8 protein-coding genes are annotated in these 17,050 nt (G+C 52.4%); all 8 read left to right on the top strand.

The features are described 5' to 3' along the window. Positions 1-14: 14 nt before the first annotated feature. The 8 genes from BLR64_RS00040 (at position 15) to BLR64_RS00075 (ending at position 17,020) form a co-directional block, all read left to right on the top strand. Complete coding sequence (locus BLR64_RS00040; RefSeq protein WP_139171892.1) at positions 15-8,708, top strand: FN3 associated domain-containing protein; 8,694 nt, start codon at positions 15-17, stop codon at positions 8,706-8,708. Between the two features lie 22 nt (positions 8,709-8,730). After that, positions 8,731-9,420: a S1 family peptidase gene (locus BLR64_RS00045; RefSeq protein WP_090711003.1), complete on the top strand. Its 690-nt coding sequence runs from the start codon at positions 8,731-8,733 to the stop codon at positions 9,418-9,420. A 141-nt stretch (positions 9,421-9,561) separates the two neighbouring features. Beyond that, complete coding sequence (locus BLR64_RS00050; RefSeq protein ID WP_090711005.1) at positions 9,562-9,933, top strand: LytR/AlgR family response regulator transcription factor; 372 nt, start codon at positions 9,562-9,564, stop codon at positions 9,931-9,933. Between the two features lie 65 nt (positions 9,934-9,998). Beyond that, positions 9,999-11,183, top strand: a complete 1,185-nt coding sequence (locus BLR64_RS00055) for a MalY/PatB family protein (protein ID WP_090711007.1) — start codon at positions 9,999-10,001, stop codon at positions 11,181-11,183. A 120-nt stretch (positions 11,184-11,303) separates the two neighbouring features. Further along, positions 11,304-12,254: a nucleoside hydrolase gene (locus BLR64_RS00060; protein ID WP_090711009.1), complete on the top strand. Its 951-nt coding sequence runs from the start codon at positions 11,304-11,306 to the stop codon at positions 12,252-12,254. A gap of 150 nt (positions 12,255-12,404) precedes the next feature. Beyond that, positions 12,405-13,649 (top strand): stalk domain-containing protein, encoded by a 1,245-nt coding sequence (locus tag BLR64_RS00065; protein ID WP_090711012.1) that lies wholly within the window; start codon positions 12,405-12,407, stop codon positions 13,647-13,649. A gap of 171 nt (positions 13,650-13,820) precedes the next feature. Beyond that, positions 13,821-14,774, top strand: coding sequence for a radical SAM protein (locus BLR64_RS00070; protein WP_090711014.1), 954 nt, complete (start codon positions 13,821-13,823; stop codon positions 14,772-14,774). Positions 14,775-14,986: 212 nt separating this feature from the next. After that, entirely contained in the window at positions 14,987-17,020 is a 2,034-nt protein-coding gene (locus BLR64_RS00075) for a methyl-accepting chemotaxis protein (protein WP_090711016.1), read from the top strand. Positions 17,021-17,050 lie beyond the last annotated feature (30 nt).

Genomic DNA, 17,050 nt, shown 5'->3' on the forward strand with positions numbered 1-17,050 from the left:
TTTAAGGTGGTGTCATGATGGCAATAAAGCAAAAATCAATCCTTGGGTTGGCGGTTGCACTGATAGTTCTGACTATCGCAGCGGTTGCCGGTGGCCTTATGGTTAAAGCCGACGGGCAGACCTGGTCGGGTGCAGCGGATACGTCATGGTACAACCCGGTTTATACAACCTTCAAGATTGATACAGAAGCCAAGCTCGCCGGGGTGGCGAAGCTCGTCAATGAAGATATTGACGCAGACGGCGGCAAGGTAAACGGCTTTAGCGGTAAAATTCTTGAGATTGACCGCAACATGAATCTCGGTGCTTATCTTTGGGTGCCGATCGGTAACGGAGAGCATCCGTTCCGCGGAACACTGATTTCCAAAGAAGGCTCCATTCTCACCATTTCGGAAATGAAGGTGCCGTCCGGTTTGTCCTACCAGGGTCTGGTAGGCAATATGATTGACGGAACCGTTGGCGGTTTTGTGTTCTCGAACGACGGTTCAATCAGCGTAACCACCGTCACCTACGATGTGTATGCAGGGGCTGCAGTCGGTAAAATGGCCGGCACAAGCATTGTGTACGACATTACAAACAACCTTAAGATTGCAACGGACAGTGCGCCATACCACACTTACGCCGGCGGTATCGTCGGGATGGGTGAAGGATCGGTTGCCAACTCCTTTAATAATGCCTCTATCACAGTAAACGGCACATCTGCTGCCGGAGGGATTGTAGGCTACGGAGACGCCGGCGGTTTGAAGCTTAAAAAGGTATCAAACACCGGTGCGGTGCTTGCTAACGGCCAGGGCAGCGACTCCATCTATGCCGGAGGGATCGCAGGCCATACCATCGGCTCCGTAACTATGAATGATGAAGACACGGTTATCAGCAACAGTGCAGCCGTCACCGTAAATGGCGGTGCAACAGTATATGCAGGCGGTATTGTCGGAGGAATCGGCAACACAGCGGTATTCTCCGATTCGACGAACAACAGCGGCGCTGTCAGCATCAATGCTCCGTCAGCAACCGGCACGTATGCCGGCGGCCTTTTCGGTGCAGCGGGTGCTGTGACAAGCCCTGATTTCAGTATTGCTTTTGTCAATACGGCAACTGTAACCAATAACGGCGGAACGAATGTGCATACTGGCGGGATTGCCGGTTATGCGGCCAGTACGGTTACATGGACCAAAGAATATACCAATGCTACAAATGTAACAGCCACAGGCTCGCAGAATATCTACACCGGCGGATTTATCGGTTACGCTGCGGGCGGGATTGTTCTTAACAACCCTGCAGTGGATGCTTACCAGAACACTGCACATATTCAGGCAAGCGGCGGAACCTCTGTTTATACAGGCGGAATCGCCGGCTATGATGCGGGCGGAAGTATTTCCAATGCCTCCTTTACCGGTGCCATTGATGCCGTAGGCTCGGCAGATGTGTATACCGGCGGTATTGCCGGGTATGAAGCCGGCGGAAGCATCCTGTCTTCGCAGGCAGGCAATGCATCCGTTATTCCAACAATCACTTCTGACGGGACAATCGGCGGGATTGCCGGTTATCTGGACGGAACAATTAACAATGCAGTTGTAAAAAACATCCGCCTGAAAGCAACATTAGAAGGCGGTGTAATCGGCGGGATCGCCGGTAACGCTCAAGGAACAATCAACAGTGCTTATGCCGGGGATGCCGAAAGTGCAGATTATAACAGTCTTACCATCGAGACTGCGGTGAAGAACCCCGCTGCCGGTGCAGATAATGTTACTGCGGGCGGACTTGTCGGTATCAATGACAAGGCACTGACTCTGACTAACAGCCAGGCTGCCAGAGTGGGACTGATCACTGAAAGCGGAAAAAGCGGCTACACATTGGGTACAGTAGCCGGTAACCTGAACACGCTGGCGGTGATCGGTACATCGGAAGCACCGGTTGTAGCGAAGGATTTTGTCATTGAAATGAATGCGGACAACGGAATTGTCGGCGGTGCTGTCGGTGTCAACCGCACTTCCGCGCTTCATCTCCATGCCGAGCGTATTGAAATTAAGGCAAAGGGTGCCTCTACCCATGCCGGCGGTATTTTCGGGGAGAACCATGGTGCAGCGCCATATGTGCTTGCCGAGAACATCATCCTCAGCTCTGAAGGCGCAGATGCGCTGCTGGGCGGGGTTGCCGGTTTGAATACAGGCTCCCTTACGGATGCAACGGCACACGCCGTAAGCATCACGGCAGGCGGAATCCGTACAGAAGCCGGCGGTATTGCCGGACGTTCGGCAGGTGCGGATGCAGCAGCTAACCGCTCCAGCATCAACACTCCGGTATTCCATGCCGGCGAGCTGGCAGTAGTTACTGTTAACGGTGCAGATGTCAAAGCCGGCGGACTTGTCGGTTATGCCCAGGCTACGGATATTGTTAATCCAGTCGTTGCAGCAACAGCGCCGGATTATGTCAACATCTCCGTTAAGGGAACAGGGGCAAGAGTCGGAGGTCTGGCCGGTGCACTGGAGAACAGTACACTAAGCGGGGACACAACGACTGTCAACCTGGAGAATCTGCTTATTAATACTACTAAAGATGCAGCTAACGGCTATACCGGCGGACTTGTCGGATATAACGACAAATCCAGACTGGAGCGCCTGGTCGGAAAGACGCTTAACCTGACGATCAACGGTGCAAATGCCACAACAGCGGGTATTGCCGCTTACAACCTGGGTACCAATTCAGCAGTTATTACTAACAGCTATGTAACAGCACTCAGCTTGAAGGTAAATGCAACAGCAGTCAATTCTACCATCGGGGGAATTGTGGGGCTCAACGATGCCCGCACAGGTGATCCGGTGATGAATCCGGGAACTGCAGTGAGCACTCTTCAGAACACGCGTACACTGGGCAGCATTGCGGCAACGGCCCCATCCTCCGTCCTTGGGGGAATGGTCGGCGAGAACCGCAGCCTGATTGCCAATAACAGCATTACAGACAAAATCTCGGTATCCTCCAAGGGCAACAACGTAACCTTTGGCGGCTTAGCCGGCCTCAACACCGGAAAGGGTACGCTTTACTACACCTATTCGAATGCCAACCTGACCATTGAAGGCGCAGGCACTCTGGCCGGAGGTCTGGTAGGGGAGAATACCGGAGCAGTTAAAGGCTCTTATATCGACATTGATCTGACCGGAAAAGCGACCGGTACAGCGGGCCAATCTGTATTCCTGGGCGGTCTGATCGGCCGCAACAGCGCAGGTACTGTTGAGCAGTCCTACACCTCATCCAGAGTTGCCGCCAGCGGAGTGTATACGAACGTAGGCGGTCTGATCGGTGAGCTTACAGGCGGAACAGTCAAGAATTCTTATGTGGCTAAAAGTGTGGCTGCCACAGGTGATCATTCCTATGCCGGCGGCTTTATCGGCAGAATCCGGGACGGTAAAGTATCTAATGCCTATTCTGCGGCTGAGGTTTCGGCTGCTAACGGCGCCTATGCCGGCGGTTTTGCCGGACGTTATGACAATGCCAGCAAAGAGCTTTTATACAAAACCTACTATATTAAAGATGAATCACTGAACATCAACAAGGATCTGCCGGACTTTGCCGAAGGCAACCACCGGTGGCTGAATGTTCATGTACGGCTGACTACCATTCTTTCAGCAACCCTGAAAGACAGAACCGTGTTCCCTGACTTGTCCGGCTGGGATTTCACAGGCGCATGGAAATACGGCTCTCTGAATGCAGATTACAAATATCCTGAAGTGAACCGTGAAGCCAATACCGGCGGCGACCTCGGCAATGATGTCAACGCCAATATCAACTGGTATATGAAGGATAAGGACGCCATCGGCTTCCAGATTACTACTGAAGCTGAGCTTGCGGGTCTTGCGTCCATTGTCAACGGCACTATCGCCGGTGTGGACAAATTCAATTTCGCAGGCAGAACAATCACCATCATGAACCCGATTCATATTCAATCCAAGCAATGGGTTCCGATTGGTGATAAGGAAGAGAATGCCTTTGAAGGAACATTCATCGGCGGCAACCATCTGATTGACGGTCTGACACTGCAGCCTGTCTTCACTTACTCCGGGCTGTTCGGGGTTATAGGGGCAGATGCAGCAGTATCCGATATTAATCTTGAGCCTTTGACTGTATCAGGTAACCAGTTCACCGGCGCTCTGGCCGGCCTTAACCTGGGTAACGTATCGAACGTGGAGCTGAAGCTGCTGAACGGCATCAAGATCAGCGGCGGAACAGTCGGAGCTGTAATCGGCAAGAACACAGGTGAAGTTTCCGGACTTCATGTCACTTTTGACGGCGGAAGCCGGGTCGAGACTGTATACAGCGGCGGAATTGCCGGTGGTATCATCGGTGATAACACCTCTGATCTGACCGCGGGAACCTACTCCGTTACTGCTATCGACGGCAGCATCGGCAGCTCTGCGGATCAGGCTGTAATCGGCGGAGTTGTAGGTGTGCAGACCGGTGATGTAACCGGACTGAAGTCCGAGGTGAGCTCGAAACTGCAGGTTGCCTCCTCCGGAATGGAGAGCATTACCGGCGGACTATTCGGTTCTTATACTGCAGGAACAGCTAGCGGGCTGGAAGTGAACTTCACTGACGGAGCACTGCAGGCAAGCGGCCTCGACTCCATTCTGGGCGGTGTTATCGGACATGCCGAGGCAGGTACGGTGCTTAATAATATTACCGTTGCCGGAACAGGAGACGGAGTCCAGCTGACAGGCAATGGTATAGTGGGTGCAGCAGTAGGTGTTAAGGAAGGCACTCTCGGGGGCATGAAGCTTAAGGCTCTGGCTGCCAGCAGCAGTACTTTTGACCTTGACCATGTAACTGTAAATAAGATTACGCTGGCTACTGCTGCAGATTCTCTGAATGCAGTAATCGGCGGTATTGCCGGACAATTTATAAATGCAGCAATGAACGACAGCTCATTTGCAGGCACAATACAGGCTTCCGGTGAAACGGTCGCTGCCGGTGGTATTGCCGGTCAAGCTGACAATAGCATCCTTTACAATGTGGATGCAGCACCAGTAATTAACGCAGCTGCCAAGACAGGTGAGGCAGCAGGCGGTATTGCCGGACTCCTCTCCAGCAGTGATATTAATGAGGGCTTTGATTTCGGTAAGCCTTATCCGTTATACCGGGGCATCTACCTTGCCAATGTTCATAACGGAATTGTAACTGTTAGCGGTACAGGTCATGTAATGGATCTGTATGCGGGCGGTGTTGCCGGACGCAATAACGACGCTTCGGTTTACCGTTCCAGCTCGCAGGCAGAACTTAACGTCAGCGGCGGTAAAACAGTAAATCTCGGCGGTATCGCAGGCTACAGCAACGGTATTATTGTGGATGCCTACGCGGCCAACAGCCTGAAGGCTGATGACAGCAGTGTCTACAATGTCGGCGGTATTGTCGGTCTGGGAGCTGACGGCGAGATTCATTACAGTGAAGCAGCAGCGCCTGCCGGACAGGCAATTACAGTAGGGACTGCTTTGACACTGGAGAATTCCTTGCCGGCAACACGTACCGGCGGAGCTGTGGGTATGGGGGATCACATCAAGATCACTTACTCCCATGCGGACATTCCGGTCAATATTAATGATACCAATAAAGACAACACCATTTATGCAGGCGGCTTCGCCGGGCTGCTCGGTGATACCGATGTGCGCGAAGGACAGATTACGCACTCCTACGCCACAGGTGCACTGAATGTCAGCGGAAGACTGGGATCTTATGTCGGCGGCTTCGCCGGTTCAGTTGACCACTACAGCATTAGTAGTTCCTATGCATCAGGTGATGTGGCGAACACCGCACTTGATACACGTACAGGCGGTTTTGCGGCAGCTGTAGAAAGAAATGCCGGCATCAGCAGCTCCTATGCACTGCAGGCGACAATTACTACAACAGGAATTAAATCCGCAACCCGTTCCTTTACAGGCGGCTTTGCCGGATACAATGACGGTACCCTGAGCAATGTTTATGCTAATGTGCCGGCCATTACGGCGAGCGCACCGGGAGCTGATTTCCAGCAGGGCGCACTTGTCGGCTACAATTTCCGTGACGGTAAAATCAATAGTTCGAGTTATGTAGGCACATTGGCAGCGGTAGGCAAAAATGCCGGTGCTGCAGTTAGCGCTGTGAAACTGGCGCCAGAAGAGGCGCTGAACCCGCTGGCTTCAGGTGCCTGGAACATTGATTATGATACATCCTTCATGGATAACGCCGCAGAGGGTGTCATTACACTGAATTCTGCAGAGCAGTTAACCGGAGCAGTCCTGCTCTACAATGAGACTGGTTTGGACTATTACGTTCTTTACAACAGAACGGCTACTGAAAAGCCGGAATACACAACCATCAATCTTGCTGCCGATGTTGATCTGGAAGGCAAGCCATGGGTTCCTTTCAGCAGCCTGGCGGGAACATTTGACGGCCAGGGTCACACAGTGTCGGGCCTGGAAATAACCTCGGCAGATCAGACCTATCTTGGATTTGTGACCGAGAATTTCGGTACCATTACGAATGTGAACTTTGCCGGTGTTAAAGCTTCCGGTAAAAATGCCGGAGCTGCTGCCGGAATTAACCGCAGTACCGGGATCATCACCGGTGTTACCATTAGCGGTGCCCTTCAGGGTACTGAAGCTGCGGGCAGTGCGGCAGCGGTCAACGAAGGAACAATCAGCAAGGTTAATGCTGTTAACCTGACTGTATCAGGTCCGGGACGGATTGGCGGAATTACCGGCGTGAACGCAGGTACAATTACGGCTTCCAGCTCGGGCGGTGGCATCAGCGGGAACGGTCAGGCAGCAGGCGGAATCACCGGCCAGAATGCGCCTGCAGGTGTAATCTCTGACTCCGTTTCTTACGCAGATGTGAATACAGCAGCAGCAGAAGCGGTTTCCGGCGGTATCGCCGGAACCAACAGCGGCAGCATCAATAACAGTTATGCTGCAGGAAGAATCTCTGCAGAGGGTACACAGAAGGCATGGAGCGGCGGTATTGCCGGTTATGCGGCGGAAGGTACCATTGCATCTTCCCTGAGTACCGGTGAGGTTAGAGCTGCTGTCAATGGTGTGATTGCACCAGGACAAGCGTTCTTCGGCGGCATTGCCGGACAGAAGGCGAACGAAGCTTCTATCAGCAGTTCTGTATTCAATGCACAAATGCTCAAAGTGAATGTGGCTTACTTTGATGCTGAAGGCAAAGCTGTAACCGGCATTGTGGGCACCTCTAGTGTCACAGGACTTAAAGCGTCTGAACTGGTTAACGGAACGCTTCCTTCAGGTCTTACAGCAGCAGGACATTGGACAGTGCATAACGGCTACTACCCAGGACTCACTGCTTTTGAAGGGACGAGGGAAGGAATGCTCAGTACAGCTGCAGTTATCCTGAGCCCGCAGGACCTGATTAACCGGGTAGCCTCCGGCTTTGCACTGAAAGGTGCAGACGGGGTGAACTGGAGTGCAGATCCGGCAGCCGTTGTCCTGAACGGGACGACTGGCACACTTAGAGATGGGACCGCCACTAAACTGACGGTATCCGCTCAAGGACTAAGCAGAAGCATCATGATCAATGAGCCTGCAGTGAAATACCCGGCAACAGCTGCGGCACCGAAGCTGCTGTCTGATGCCAAGGACAAGATTATTACAGCCGAGACATCCGTCGTCCTGGGAACAGATGAGCCAGGCGGCAATATTTATTACACTTTGGATGGCAGCACGCCTAATGAAACATCCTTGCTGTACACTGCACCGATTGTCCTGAAGAACGCAACAACCGTTAAGGCTGTTACAATCGTTCAGGGCAAAGAATACAGCAATGTATGGACAGCCACATGGACGCTTCCTACCGGCGGTAATTACGGCGGCGGCGGATTCTTCCTTCCTCCTGTCAAGGAGCCTGCCATCACCGCAGTCACCAGCAACGCAAGCATTAACGGTGACAGCGAGGCTCCGGTGAAGGTTGCCAAGAACAGCAAGCTGAAGCTGAATGCGCCTGAAGGGCAAGTCATCTATTACACGCTTGACGGCAGCACACCGACGGTGAACAGCACGAAATATACCGGAGAGCTTCTCATTACTGGTAACATGACGATCAAAATGATCACCGATCAGGATGATACAGTTATCACTATCGAGTACGCGGTTGAAAATGCCAAGTACAGCCTGAAGGGCACAGCGGACGAGACCAAGTACATGACTGCCTATGCAGACGGTACGTTCAAACCAAGCACAGCGATTACCAGATATGAGCTGATCACTGCCCTGGCGCCGCTGCTTGATATGGAGAATGTTAATGTAGGGAATCTGTTCAACGATGTAACAGCTGAGCATGAAGCGCTGACGGCATTCTTTGCTTCGGCAGGCATCATTGAGGGATATCCTGACGGCGGATTTGGCGGTACAAAAGGCTTGACAAGAGCCGAGTTTGCGAAGATTATGACTACAGTGCTTAATCTGGATATCAAGACTGCCGGCATTACTAAACAGTCTGATCTGAAGGGCCACTGGTCCGAGCAGTATGTGAACGCCCTGTCCAGAGCAGGGTATGTGCAAGGCTTCCCTGACGGAACCTTCAAACCGAACGCGCCGATTACACGTGCGGAGGCAGTTGTAATGATCAACCGGATCGTCGGCACGAAGAAGCTGACTGTAACGGCTGTGAAGTACAAGGATCTTCCGGCCACCCACTGGGCGTTCAAGGATATCATGTCAGTAGTGCAATAAACGATAAAGGAATGATTAGCGGATGAAAAAACAGCTGGCGTATCTTTGCATTATAGTATCCCTGTTGACTGCAGCGTTCTTTTACAATGGTACTACCAGTGCCGATACGCCGGTTGTCAACAACGCTGAACAAACCTATCAGCTCGCAGAAAAAGCGATGTTCTATCTGCGGGTGCTGAAAAGCGACGGAACGGCAAGTGCTACGGGTACAGGAATTATCCTGTCCCCCGGCGGCACTGCGGTCACTGCGTACCATGTTGTAAAGGGTGCGGAGCGGATGGAAGGGGTAATGGCAGACGGGACTGTAATCAGTCCTGTCAAAGTTACCAAGTACGATGAGCTCAAGGATGTAGCGGTGCTGGAGCTGCCTTCGCCTGCGGCGATGAAGATAAAGGACAATGCCTATTCTTATCTTCAGGTGCGCAAGAATGTGGTTAAACACGGCGAGACAGTATTCGCACTGGGATATCCGCTAAAGAATACTAATATTATTACCGAGGGCATCGTCAACACGCCTGCAGCTGAGATTAACGGCCGCAGCAGAATTCTGACCTCGGCACAGATCGCAAGCGGAATGTCCGGGGGGCCTCTGATGGATGCGCACGGCCAGCTGGCCGGAGTGATTTCCGGTTCCCTCAGAACGATGAATAATATTCATCTGATCATTAACAATGATGATCTCCGCAGTCTGCTGCCGGCGGCGCTGAAATAAGGCGCATTGCGCCTGCAGCCCAGGTCATGCAGAAGTAGAGGCGGGTAAACTTCAATCACGGCTGTCCCGGGACGTCTGTTTGACAGGCGCCAAGGGCAGCTCTTTTTTTAAACCCAATTCCTGGTGAAAGGCGGGAGAGAAATGATTAGGGCGTTTTTGCTGGATGTGAATCAGGAGGATCTCTATAAGCTGGCTGCCATGCTGCACAGGTCAGGAAAAGTCGCTGTGATCGGGATGTCTTCTCATCCGCAGAGCGCTCTGGAACAGATTGCCGGGCTGCAGCCGGATGTTCTGTTTCTCGATCTTCAGCTCCATGGCCTGCAGGGGGTACTGGTGGCAGAGCAGATTAAGCAGCAGCTGCCGGCCATTCAGATCGTGGTTACGACGGGAAGTAAACAGCATGCGCTTTGGGCTTTTGACCAGGCTATTGTGGACTATCTATTAAAACCGTTTGAAGAGGAAAGGCTGTGCCAGTCCCTGGAACGGCTGCGTAAAGGCAGTGATGCGGTATAGGATGCCGGATTGCCCCCCCTGTGATACAATAATCTGAAAAGCCTAAAAGATAGGGGATTGAAGGAATGTATGACTTTGAACGCAAAATAGACCGCCGCAATACCCGATCCTATAAATGGGACCAGAGTGAAAAGCTGTTTGGCAACAGCAATATTCTGCCGCTATGGGTGGCGGATATGGATTTTGAGAGTCCGCCCGCGGTAAAGGAAGCGATATTGCGCAGGGTGGAGTCCGGCATTTACGGCTACAGTGTAACCGGCGAATCCTACAAGCAGGCCATTGTGAGCTGGTACAGCCGGCGTCATGACTGGAGGATTCAGCCGGAGTGGATTACCGATTCACCGGGGATTGTAACCTCGCTGAGCCTTTCGGTCGAGCTGCTTACCAAGCCCGGGGATGAAGTGATTCTGCAATCTCCTGTCTATTATCCTTTTTATGATGTCATTAATATGAACGACCGGACAGTAGCCAAGAATCCGCTGATTCTGAACAACGGGCGTTATGAAATGGATTATGCGCATCTCGAAGAGGTGATGAAGGGCGGGGCCAAGCTGCTGCTGCTCTGCAATCCGCACAATCCGGGCGGTAGGGTCTGGAAGCGTGAAGAGCTGCTGCGTCTGGGCGAGCTGTGCCTGCGTTACGGGGTAACGGTCATTTCCGATGAAATTCATTGCGATATGATCATGCCGGGACATAAGCATATTCCGTTTGCCTCCTTGTCTGAGGAGCTTGCTGACATTACGGTTACCACGCTGGCAGCAACCAAAACCTTCAACCTGCCGGGTCTGCAGACCTCTTATATTGTAGCTAAAAATCCGGAGCTGCGCCGTAAATACGAACGCAAGCTGAAGGCGCTCAGCCTGCATATGTCGCATTATTTTGCCCAGGAAGCGGTAGAGGCAGCCTACAATGAAGGAGAGGCCTGGCTGGACGAGCTGATCCTGCATATTGCCGGAAATGCGGAGTATGCAATCAGCTATCTGGCAGAGCATCTTCCTGCAGTCAAGGTTATGCGGCCTGAAGCCACCTATCTGCTCTGGCTGAACTGCCGGGCGCTCGGGCTGGATGCCGCCGGGCTCAAAAAGCTGATGTACACGGAGGCCGAAGTGGCCTTTAACGAGGGTTCCGTTTTCGGTCCTGAAGGCGAAGGGCATCTGCGCATCAATCTGGCTTGCCCGCGTGCAGTGCTGGCTGAAGCCCTGCAGCGGTTCAGCCGTGCGGCTGCACCTTACGTCCAGCAGCACAACTAAATAATATTACAGTAAGCTTGCCGCAGATCCTCTTGAACACTGGCTGTTCAGAGGTCCGCGGCAGGCTTTTTGCTTGACTTGCACCGGCTTAATACAGAGATGAATGGAGAGAACCTGCAAATGAGCCTGACCCGAATGATAATTGACTGTGACACTGGAATTGATGATGCACTGGCTATACTATACGCACTCCGTACACCGGGTGTAGTGATTGAGGGCATTACGATGGTCTTCGGCAATACGAGCGTCGAACAGGCTGCTGACAACACGCTCAGACTGCTGGATCTGGCCAAACCGGATTATGAAATTCCTGTTGCCATTGGCGCTTCCAAAGCGCTGGCCCGGGAGCTCGGCGGCTTCTCGCCCCATGTGCACGGGAAGAACGGCATTGGCGACGTACAGCTCCCTGCTTCTTCCCGGCGGCCGGTTAAAGAGAATGCTGCAGCGTTTATCGTAAGGCTGGCTAATGAGCATCCCGGCGAAATCGTGCTGGTGACGCTCGGCCGGCTGACCAATCTGGCGCAGGCGCTTGAACTGGACCCGGATTTGACAGCCAAGCTGAAAAAGGTAGTAGTGATGGGCGGCACGATTTTCAAGCCGGGGAATGTGACCCCGGTAGCCGAAGCCAATCTTTGGGGCGATCCGCTGGCGGCTGACCGGGTATTTACCTCAGGTCTGCCCGTGCTGATGGTGGGGCTGGATGTAACGCTGGAAACGCTGATAACCTCGGAGCATCTGGAACTGCTGAAGCGTCACGGCAAGGAAGAGAACCGGGCGGTTATCGAATTTATGGACCAGTCACTGCAGCATTATTTCCATTTTTACCGGGAGGCTAATTACATAATTAATGCCGCGCCGATGCACGATCCGCTGGCCTTGATGGCCGCGCTGCATCCGGACCTGCTGACCTGCCGGCAGATGAAGGTCCGTGTGGAGCATCAGGGGGAGCATACCAGCGGGATGGTCGTGGCCGATCTGCGGGCACAGCCCAAGACAGGGGAATTTATTGAGGTAGCTGTCGGAGTGGATGCCCGGCGTGCGCTCGGTGTCTTTTTAAGCGCGTTTATGTAGGCTCTCCCGGCTGCAGGATTCTGGAGAAATGTCAGTGGCGTCATTCAAAAGTGACAATCTATTAATTTGCTAAAATGTGCTAGTTTGGTAAAATGATAGGGTCGTGATTGTCTGTCATTCAGAAATCCTGCAGATTGGAGAATAGAAGATATGAAAAGACTGAGTAAGCTGATATTATGCGCTGCAATAACGATGAGCGGTTTTACTGCTCTTCCTGTACAGCCCGCACAGGCTGCAGCAGGCAGCGTAACGATTATGCTGGACGGTTATCCGCTGCCGTTTCCGGCTGCACCAACGGTCATGAATGGAACTACGATGGTACCGTTCCGGGCCATTTCCGAAGCGCTCGGCATTAAAGTGGAGTGGAACCAGACAGCCAAGAAAATTACAGCAACCAACACCGGAGCCTTAGGCTCCAAGGTGGTCACTCTTACATTAGGCAGTACAACGGCAACCGTCAACGGCGCAGCGGTCAAGCTGGCTGTAGCACCGCAGAATATACGCGGCACGACGATGATTCCGCTCAGCTTCTTCGGCCAGCAGTTCGGGGCAGGGGTAAGCTGGAATCAGGCGACGAAGACCGTATCCATCACCTCTCCCCAAAGAGACCTGTATACGCTCGGCTTCTACGCCCAGAAGTCTTATGGCGAAGTATCGCTGATTCCCAGCTTTGATGCGGTGCATTTCGGCTGGAGCCGGCTGGACCGCAGCGGCCAGTTTACAACAAGCAGTACGGATTTTTGGTGGCCGAAGGCTGACGGTGATGTAACACCGGAGTCCATTGTGCAGAACGCCGCAGCCGCAGGAACGGCCCCTTATCTGATGGTATATTCGGGTGATAAGGAGCTTGAGCTGACCAAGAACCTGGAAGACCCGGTGTTACAGCAGCAGACCATCTCAAGTATCGTTTCGCTGGCAACGGAGAAGGGCTTTCAGGGCATCGGACTTGATCTGGAAGGTCTGGGTCTGACCGGTGACAAGCAGCTGGTGCAGAGCCAGTTCAATACGTTCGTGAAGAACCTGGCGGCCGTGGCCCGTCCGGCAGGACTCAAGCTGACGGTCATTCTTCCGCCGCTTAACGGCTCCTTCAAAGGTTATGATTATAAGACGCTGGCATCGCTGGCTGATGATCTGGTCATTATGGCTTACGCCTATGAAGACGAATCCAGACCGGAGCCGCTGGCGATGGTCGATCAGGGAATCCGCCTGGCGCTGGAGCAGGTCAGCAAGGACAAGCTGATCCTCGGCATCTCGGTATTCAGTGAGGATGAGACCTCTGTCAATGCGAAGATCGGCCTGGCGAAGCGCTACGGGCTGAAAGGCATCGCCATCTGGCGTCTGGGCCTAATCGGGCAGCCGGTATGGAACGAGATGAGTAAATCCGTGGAATTATAAATTTATTTTTGAGGAAGGGACTGCCGTATGCAGTCTCTTTTTTTGGCTATCCGCTTTATGCCGGACAAACCCGCCACAACAAATGTCACATTAACCTGGGCCCGAAACCTTTATAATTTTTAAGGTTGACCCTTGGGCTGACTATTTTTATTTACAGGAGGACATTTAAGCATGAGCATAAAATATAAAGCACTGGAGCTTGATAAGCCGCTGACGTATGAGCTGGAGGGGCTTGAAGTGGGCGTCACCTCGAACTGCAATTTCCGCTGCGATTACTGCTGCGCCTATAATAGAAATGACGGGGAGGCCATCAACGGCAAGGAGGTTATCCGTATACTGGAGGAGCTTCCGGGGCTGAAGCGGGTCCGTCTCTCCGGCGGTGAGGTTACGTTGAAATTCCAGGATTGTGTGGAGATTGTGTCCTATTGCTCTTCCCGCGGTATCCAGACCCAGCTGAACTCCAACGGAAGTCTGCTTAATGCAGAGCGGATCGAACAGCTGGTGAAGGCTGGCCTGACCACGATACATATTTCATTTAATTTTACGACGGCTGAGGGCTTCTCGAAATATTACAACATTCACCCGACAGTCTACGAAAAAATCAGAGAGAACATCACCATGTTTGCCAAAACAGATGTAAACGTTGTGCTGGAAACGCTTCTGTTCGACCAGACACAGGATAACATGCAGGAGATCAGCGACCATGTCTATTCCATGGGAGTGCGGACCCACGAAATTCAGAACAGCATTATTATGGGCCACACCGGATGGAAGGCGATCGCTGCGCAGGAGAACCTGAAGAATGCCGTAAATCAGCTGATTGCGAACCGGAAGGAAGATACTACCCTTTACTTCACCTGCATGGACCGCTTCATGGACAGACTGGGCTTTGAGGAGCAGCCGGGCGTCTATTTCCCGCACTGCATCGAAGGCAAGAAGCAGCTGCATCTGCACGGCAACGGTGATATTCTGATCTCTGAGCTGTGTCACCCAGTCATTATCGGTAACATCTACAAGGGTACCTCGCTGAACGAGCTATACACGAATATGCCTAAACCGCTGGAGCAGTTCCTGGAGAAGCAGCCTTGTCCGGCGCTGGACGCTCTTTTTCCGGCAGAGGTATAGATGACCAAAGATGATAAAGCCTTTTTTCTCTGTTTGGAGAAAAGGGCTTTATTTTTAGTCTCATTATTCGACAAAGTGTGATAAAATTCGCTAAAATTCTTCATGTCATCTATAATAATCTCCGATATAATCCGATATAGATTGTAATAATTGTTACAAAAATAAGGATTTATAAAAGATGGATAAGATGAAGGTGGAAGGGTGCTTACAAAATGAAAATTCGGATGAAGCTATCGGTTATGATGATCGCCGTTACACTGATTTCTACGGCAATGATGGGAATTTTCACGTATTACAAATCTACAGGCACTATTATGAATCTCACCGAATCTGCCATGGCACAAGTCAACACGAACAAAGCACAGACTATTGAAGCTATGATAGACAAAGAGAAACGGAGCATGCAGCTGGTAGCCGGAGAATCGGAAATTGCTGAGCTGCTGCTGAAGGATGCTGCCGGTGAGCTAGCCGCCGGGGATGAGCTGGTGACTGAAGTGAATACCAGACTGCAGGCACAGGTTAAGGATGCAGGGAATCTTGAGCATATGTTTGTAGTTAACATGCAAGGGATCGGGATTGCCGACAGTGATACTAAGCTGGTAGGAACAGATTTCAGCGAACGCAATTATACGATTAATGTAATCAAGACCCGGGCGGCAGTGATCAGTGAAACGCTGAAATCCAAGTCCACTGGCGCTTACGTGCTTGCTTTTGCCCATCCGGTAATGAATAACGGGGAAATGATCGGGTTCGTGGCTTCGGCCGTCAATGCGAACAGCATTATCAAATACCTGGCGGATGCCAAGGTTGCCAACGCCCCTTCTTCCTACGCCTATCTGGTAGATGAGACCGGCAATATCCTCTATCATCCGGATGAAGCCAAGATCGGCTCCCCTGTGGAGAATGAGCAGATCAAGGGTGTGGTTGAACGGGTAAAGTCCGGTGAGACCGTTGCGGATGACAATGTGCAGTATATGTATAAGGGAGCCGAGAAAAAAGCGGCCTATAGCGTACTCCCGTTGACCAAATGGACGCTGGTGCTGACTGGTGACCTGGGGGAAATAATGCAGCCGATTGATAGTATGACAAACTACATTATTCTGCTTGGACTGGGCAGCCTGCTGCTGACCCTGCTGATCGGAATCATTGTGGCCACCCGGATCTCCTCACCGATTATCAAGCTGACAGAGCTGATTAACCGGACGGCAGAGCTGGATCTGAAATACGACAAGCAGTACGAGCATCTGGTCCGGAACAAGGACGAAACCGGTATAATTGCCAATGCGATGTTCCATACTCGTGCGGTTCTGCGCGAAATGGCCGGCAGTCTGGTCGGAATTTCGGGCAAGGTTCTGGACAATGCGGTGCTACTGGAAAAGCTCTCGGTTGACGTCCGCGAGAATGCGCACGACAACTCGGCAACAACTGAGCAGCTGTCCGCCGGTATGGAGGAGACGGCAGCCTCCAGCCAAGAGATGACGGCGGCGATCCATGAAGTTCAGACTAACGTGCAGCTAATTTCCGGGCGGGTCAGGGAAGGTGTGGATGTATCCGGCCATATTACAGAGCGTGCGCTTGCCCTGCAGCATGATGCCATAGAATCGACAGACCGAGCCAAGGAGATTTATGAAGCGGTAAGAACCGAAATGGAAAAAGCGATCGAGCAGTCCGGCGCAATCCATGAGATTAACGTGCTTGCTGATACCATCCTGTCGATTACGAGCCAGACCAATCTGCTTGCCCTCAACGCGGCGATTGAGGCTGCGCGGGCAGGTGAAGCGGGACGCGGCTTTGCGGTAGTGGCGGGCGAAATCCGCAAGCTGGCGGAGAAATCCTCGGAGACGGCATCCGGTATTCAGGGGGTTGTCAAAAATGTGTATTCATCAGTCGAGCTGATGAAAGAGCATTCCGAGGCTGTGCTGGCCTTCATCGACCAGAACGTGCTCGCAGACTATGAGCGCCTTACCGAGGTCAGCCAGCAGTACAATGAGGATGCTTCCACGATCAATGAGCTGATGGGCCAGTTTGCCGAAGCCGCCGATCATCTGAACGAAACCGTAGGCAGTATCGCCATTGCTGTGAATGAGGTTGCTGCAACCGTTAATGAAGGAGCGATCGGCGTACAGGACATTGCCGTAAAAACCGCCGATATTGTCGAGAAGACCTTCCATGAGGCTGCTATGGCAGATGAGAATACCCAGAGTGCCAAAGAGCTGCAAGTACTGGTAGACAGGTTCAAAATCTGATTTCATTTCACTCCTCAGCGGTTCTTCCAG

Source organism: Paenibacillus typhae (assembly GCF_900099765.1).
In the GTDB taxonomy this organism is placed as follows: Bacteria; Bacillota; Bacilli; order Paenibacillales; family Paenibacillaceae; genus Paenibacillus_AQ; species Paenibacillus_AQ typhae.

Bases quoted from the DNA above. Each gene is read 5' to 3' on its own strand.
- BLR64_RS00045 (WP_090711003.1), top strand. From the start codon at position 8,731: ATGAAAAAACAGCTGGCGTATCTTTGCATTATAGTATCCCTGTTGACT.
- BLR64_RS00065 (WP_090711012.1), top strand. From the start codon at position 12,405: ATGAAAAGACTGAGTAAGCTGATATTATGCGCTGCAATAACGATGAGC.
- BLR64_RS00050 (WP_090711005.1), top strand. From the start codon at position 9,562: ATGATTAGGGCGTTTTTGCTGGATGTGAATCAGGAGGATCTCTATAAG.
- BLR64_RS00075 (WP_090711016.1), top strand. From the start codon at position 14,987: ATGAAAATTCGGATGAAGCTATCGGTTATGATGATCGCCGTTACACTG.
- BLR64_RS00055 (WP_090711007.1), top strand. From the start codon at position 9,999: ATGTATGACTTTGAACGCAAAATAGACCGCCGCAATACCCGATCCTAT.
- BLR64_RS00060 (WP_090711009.1), top strand. From the start codon at position 11,304: ATGAGCCTGACCCGAATGATAATTGACTGTGACACTGGAATTGATGAT.
- BLR64_RS00070 (WP_090711014.1), top strand. From the start codon at position 13,821: ATGAGCATAAAATATAAAGCACTGGAGCTTGATAAGCCGCTGACGTAT.
- BLR64_RS00040 (WP_139171892.1), top strand. From the start codon at position 15: ATGATGGCAATAAAGCAAAAATCAATCCTTGGGTTGGCGGTTGCACTG.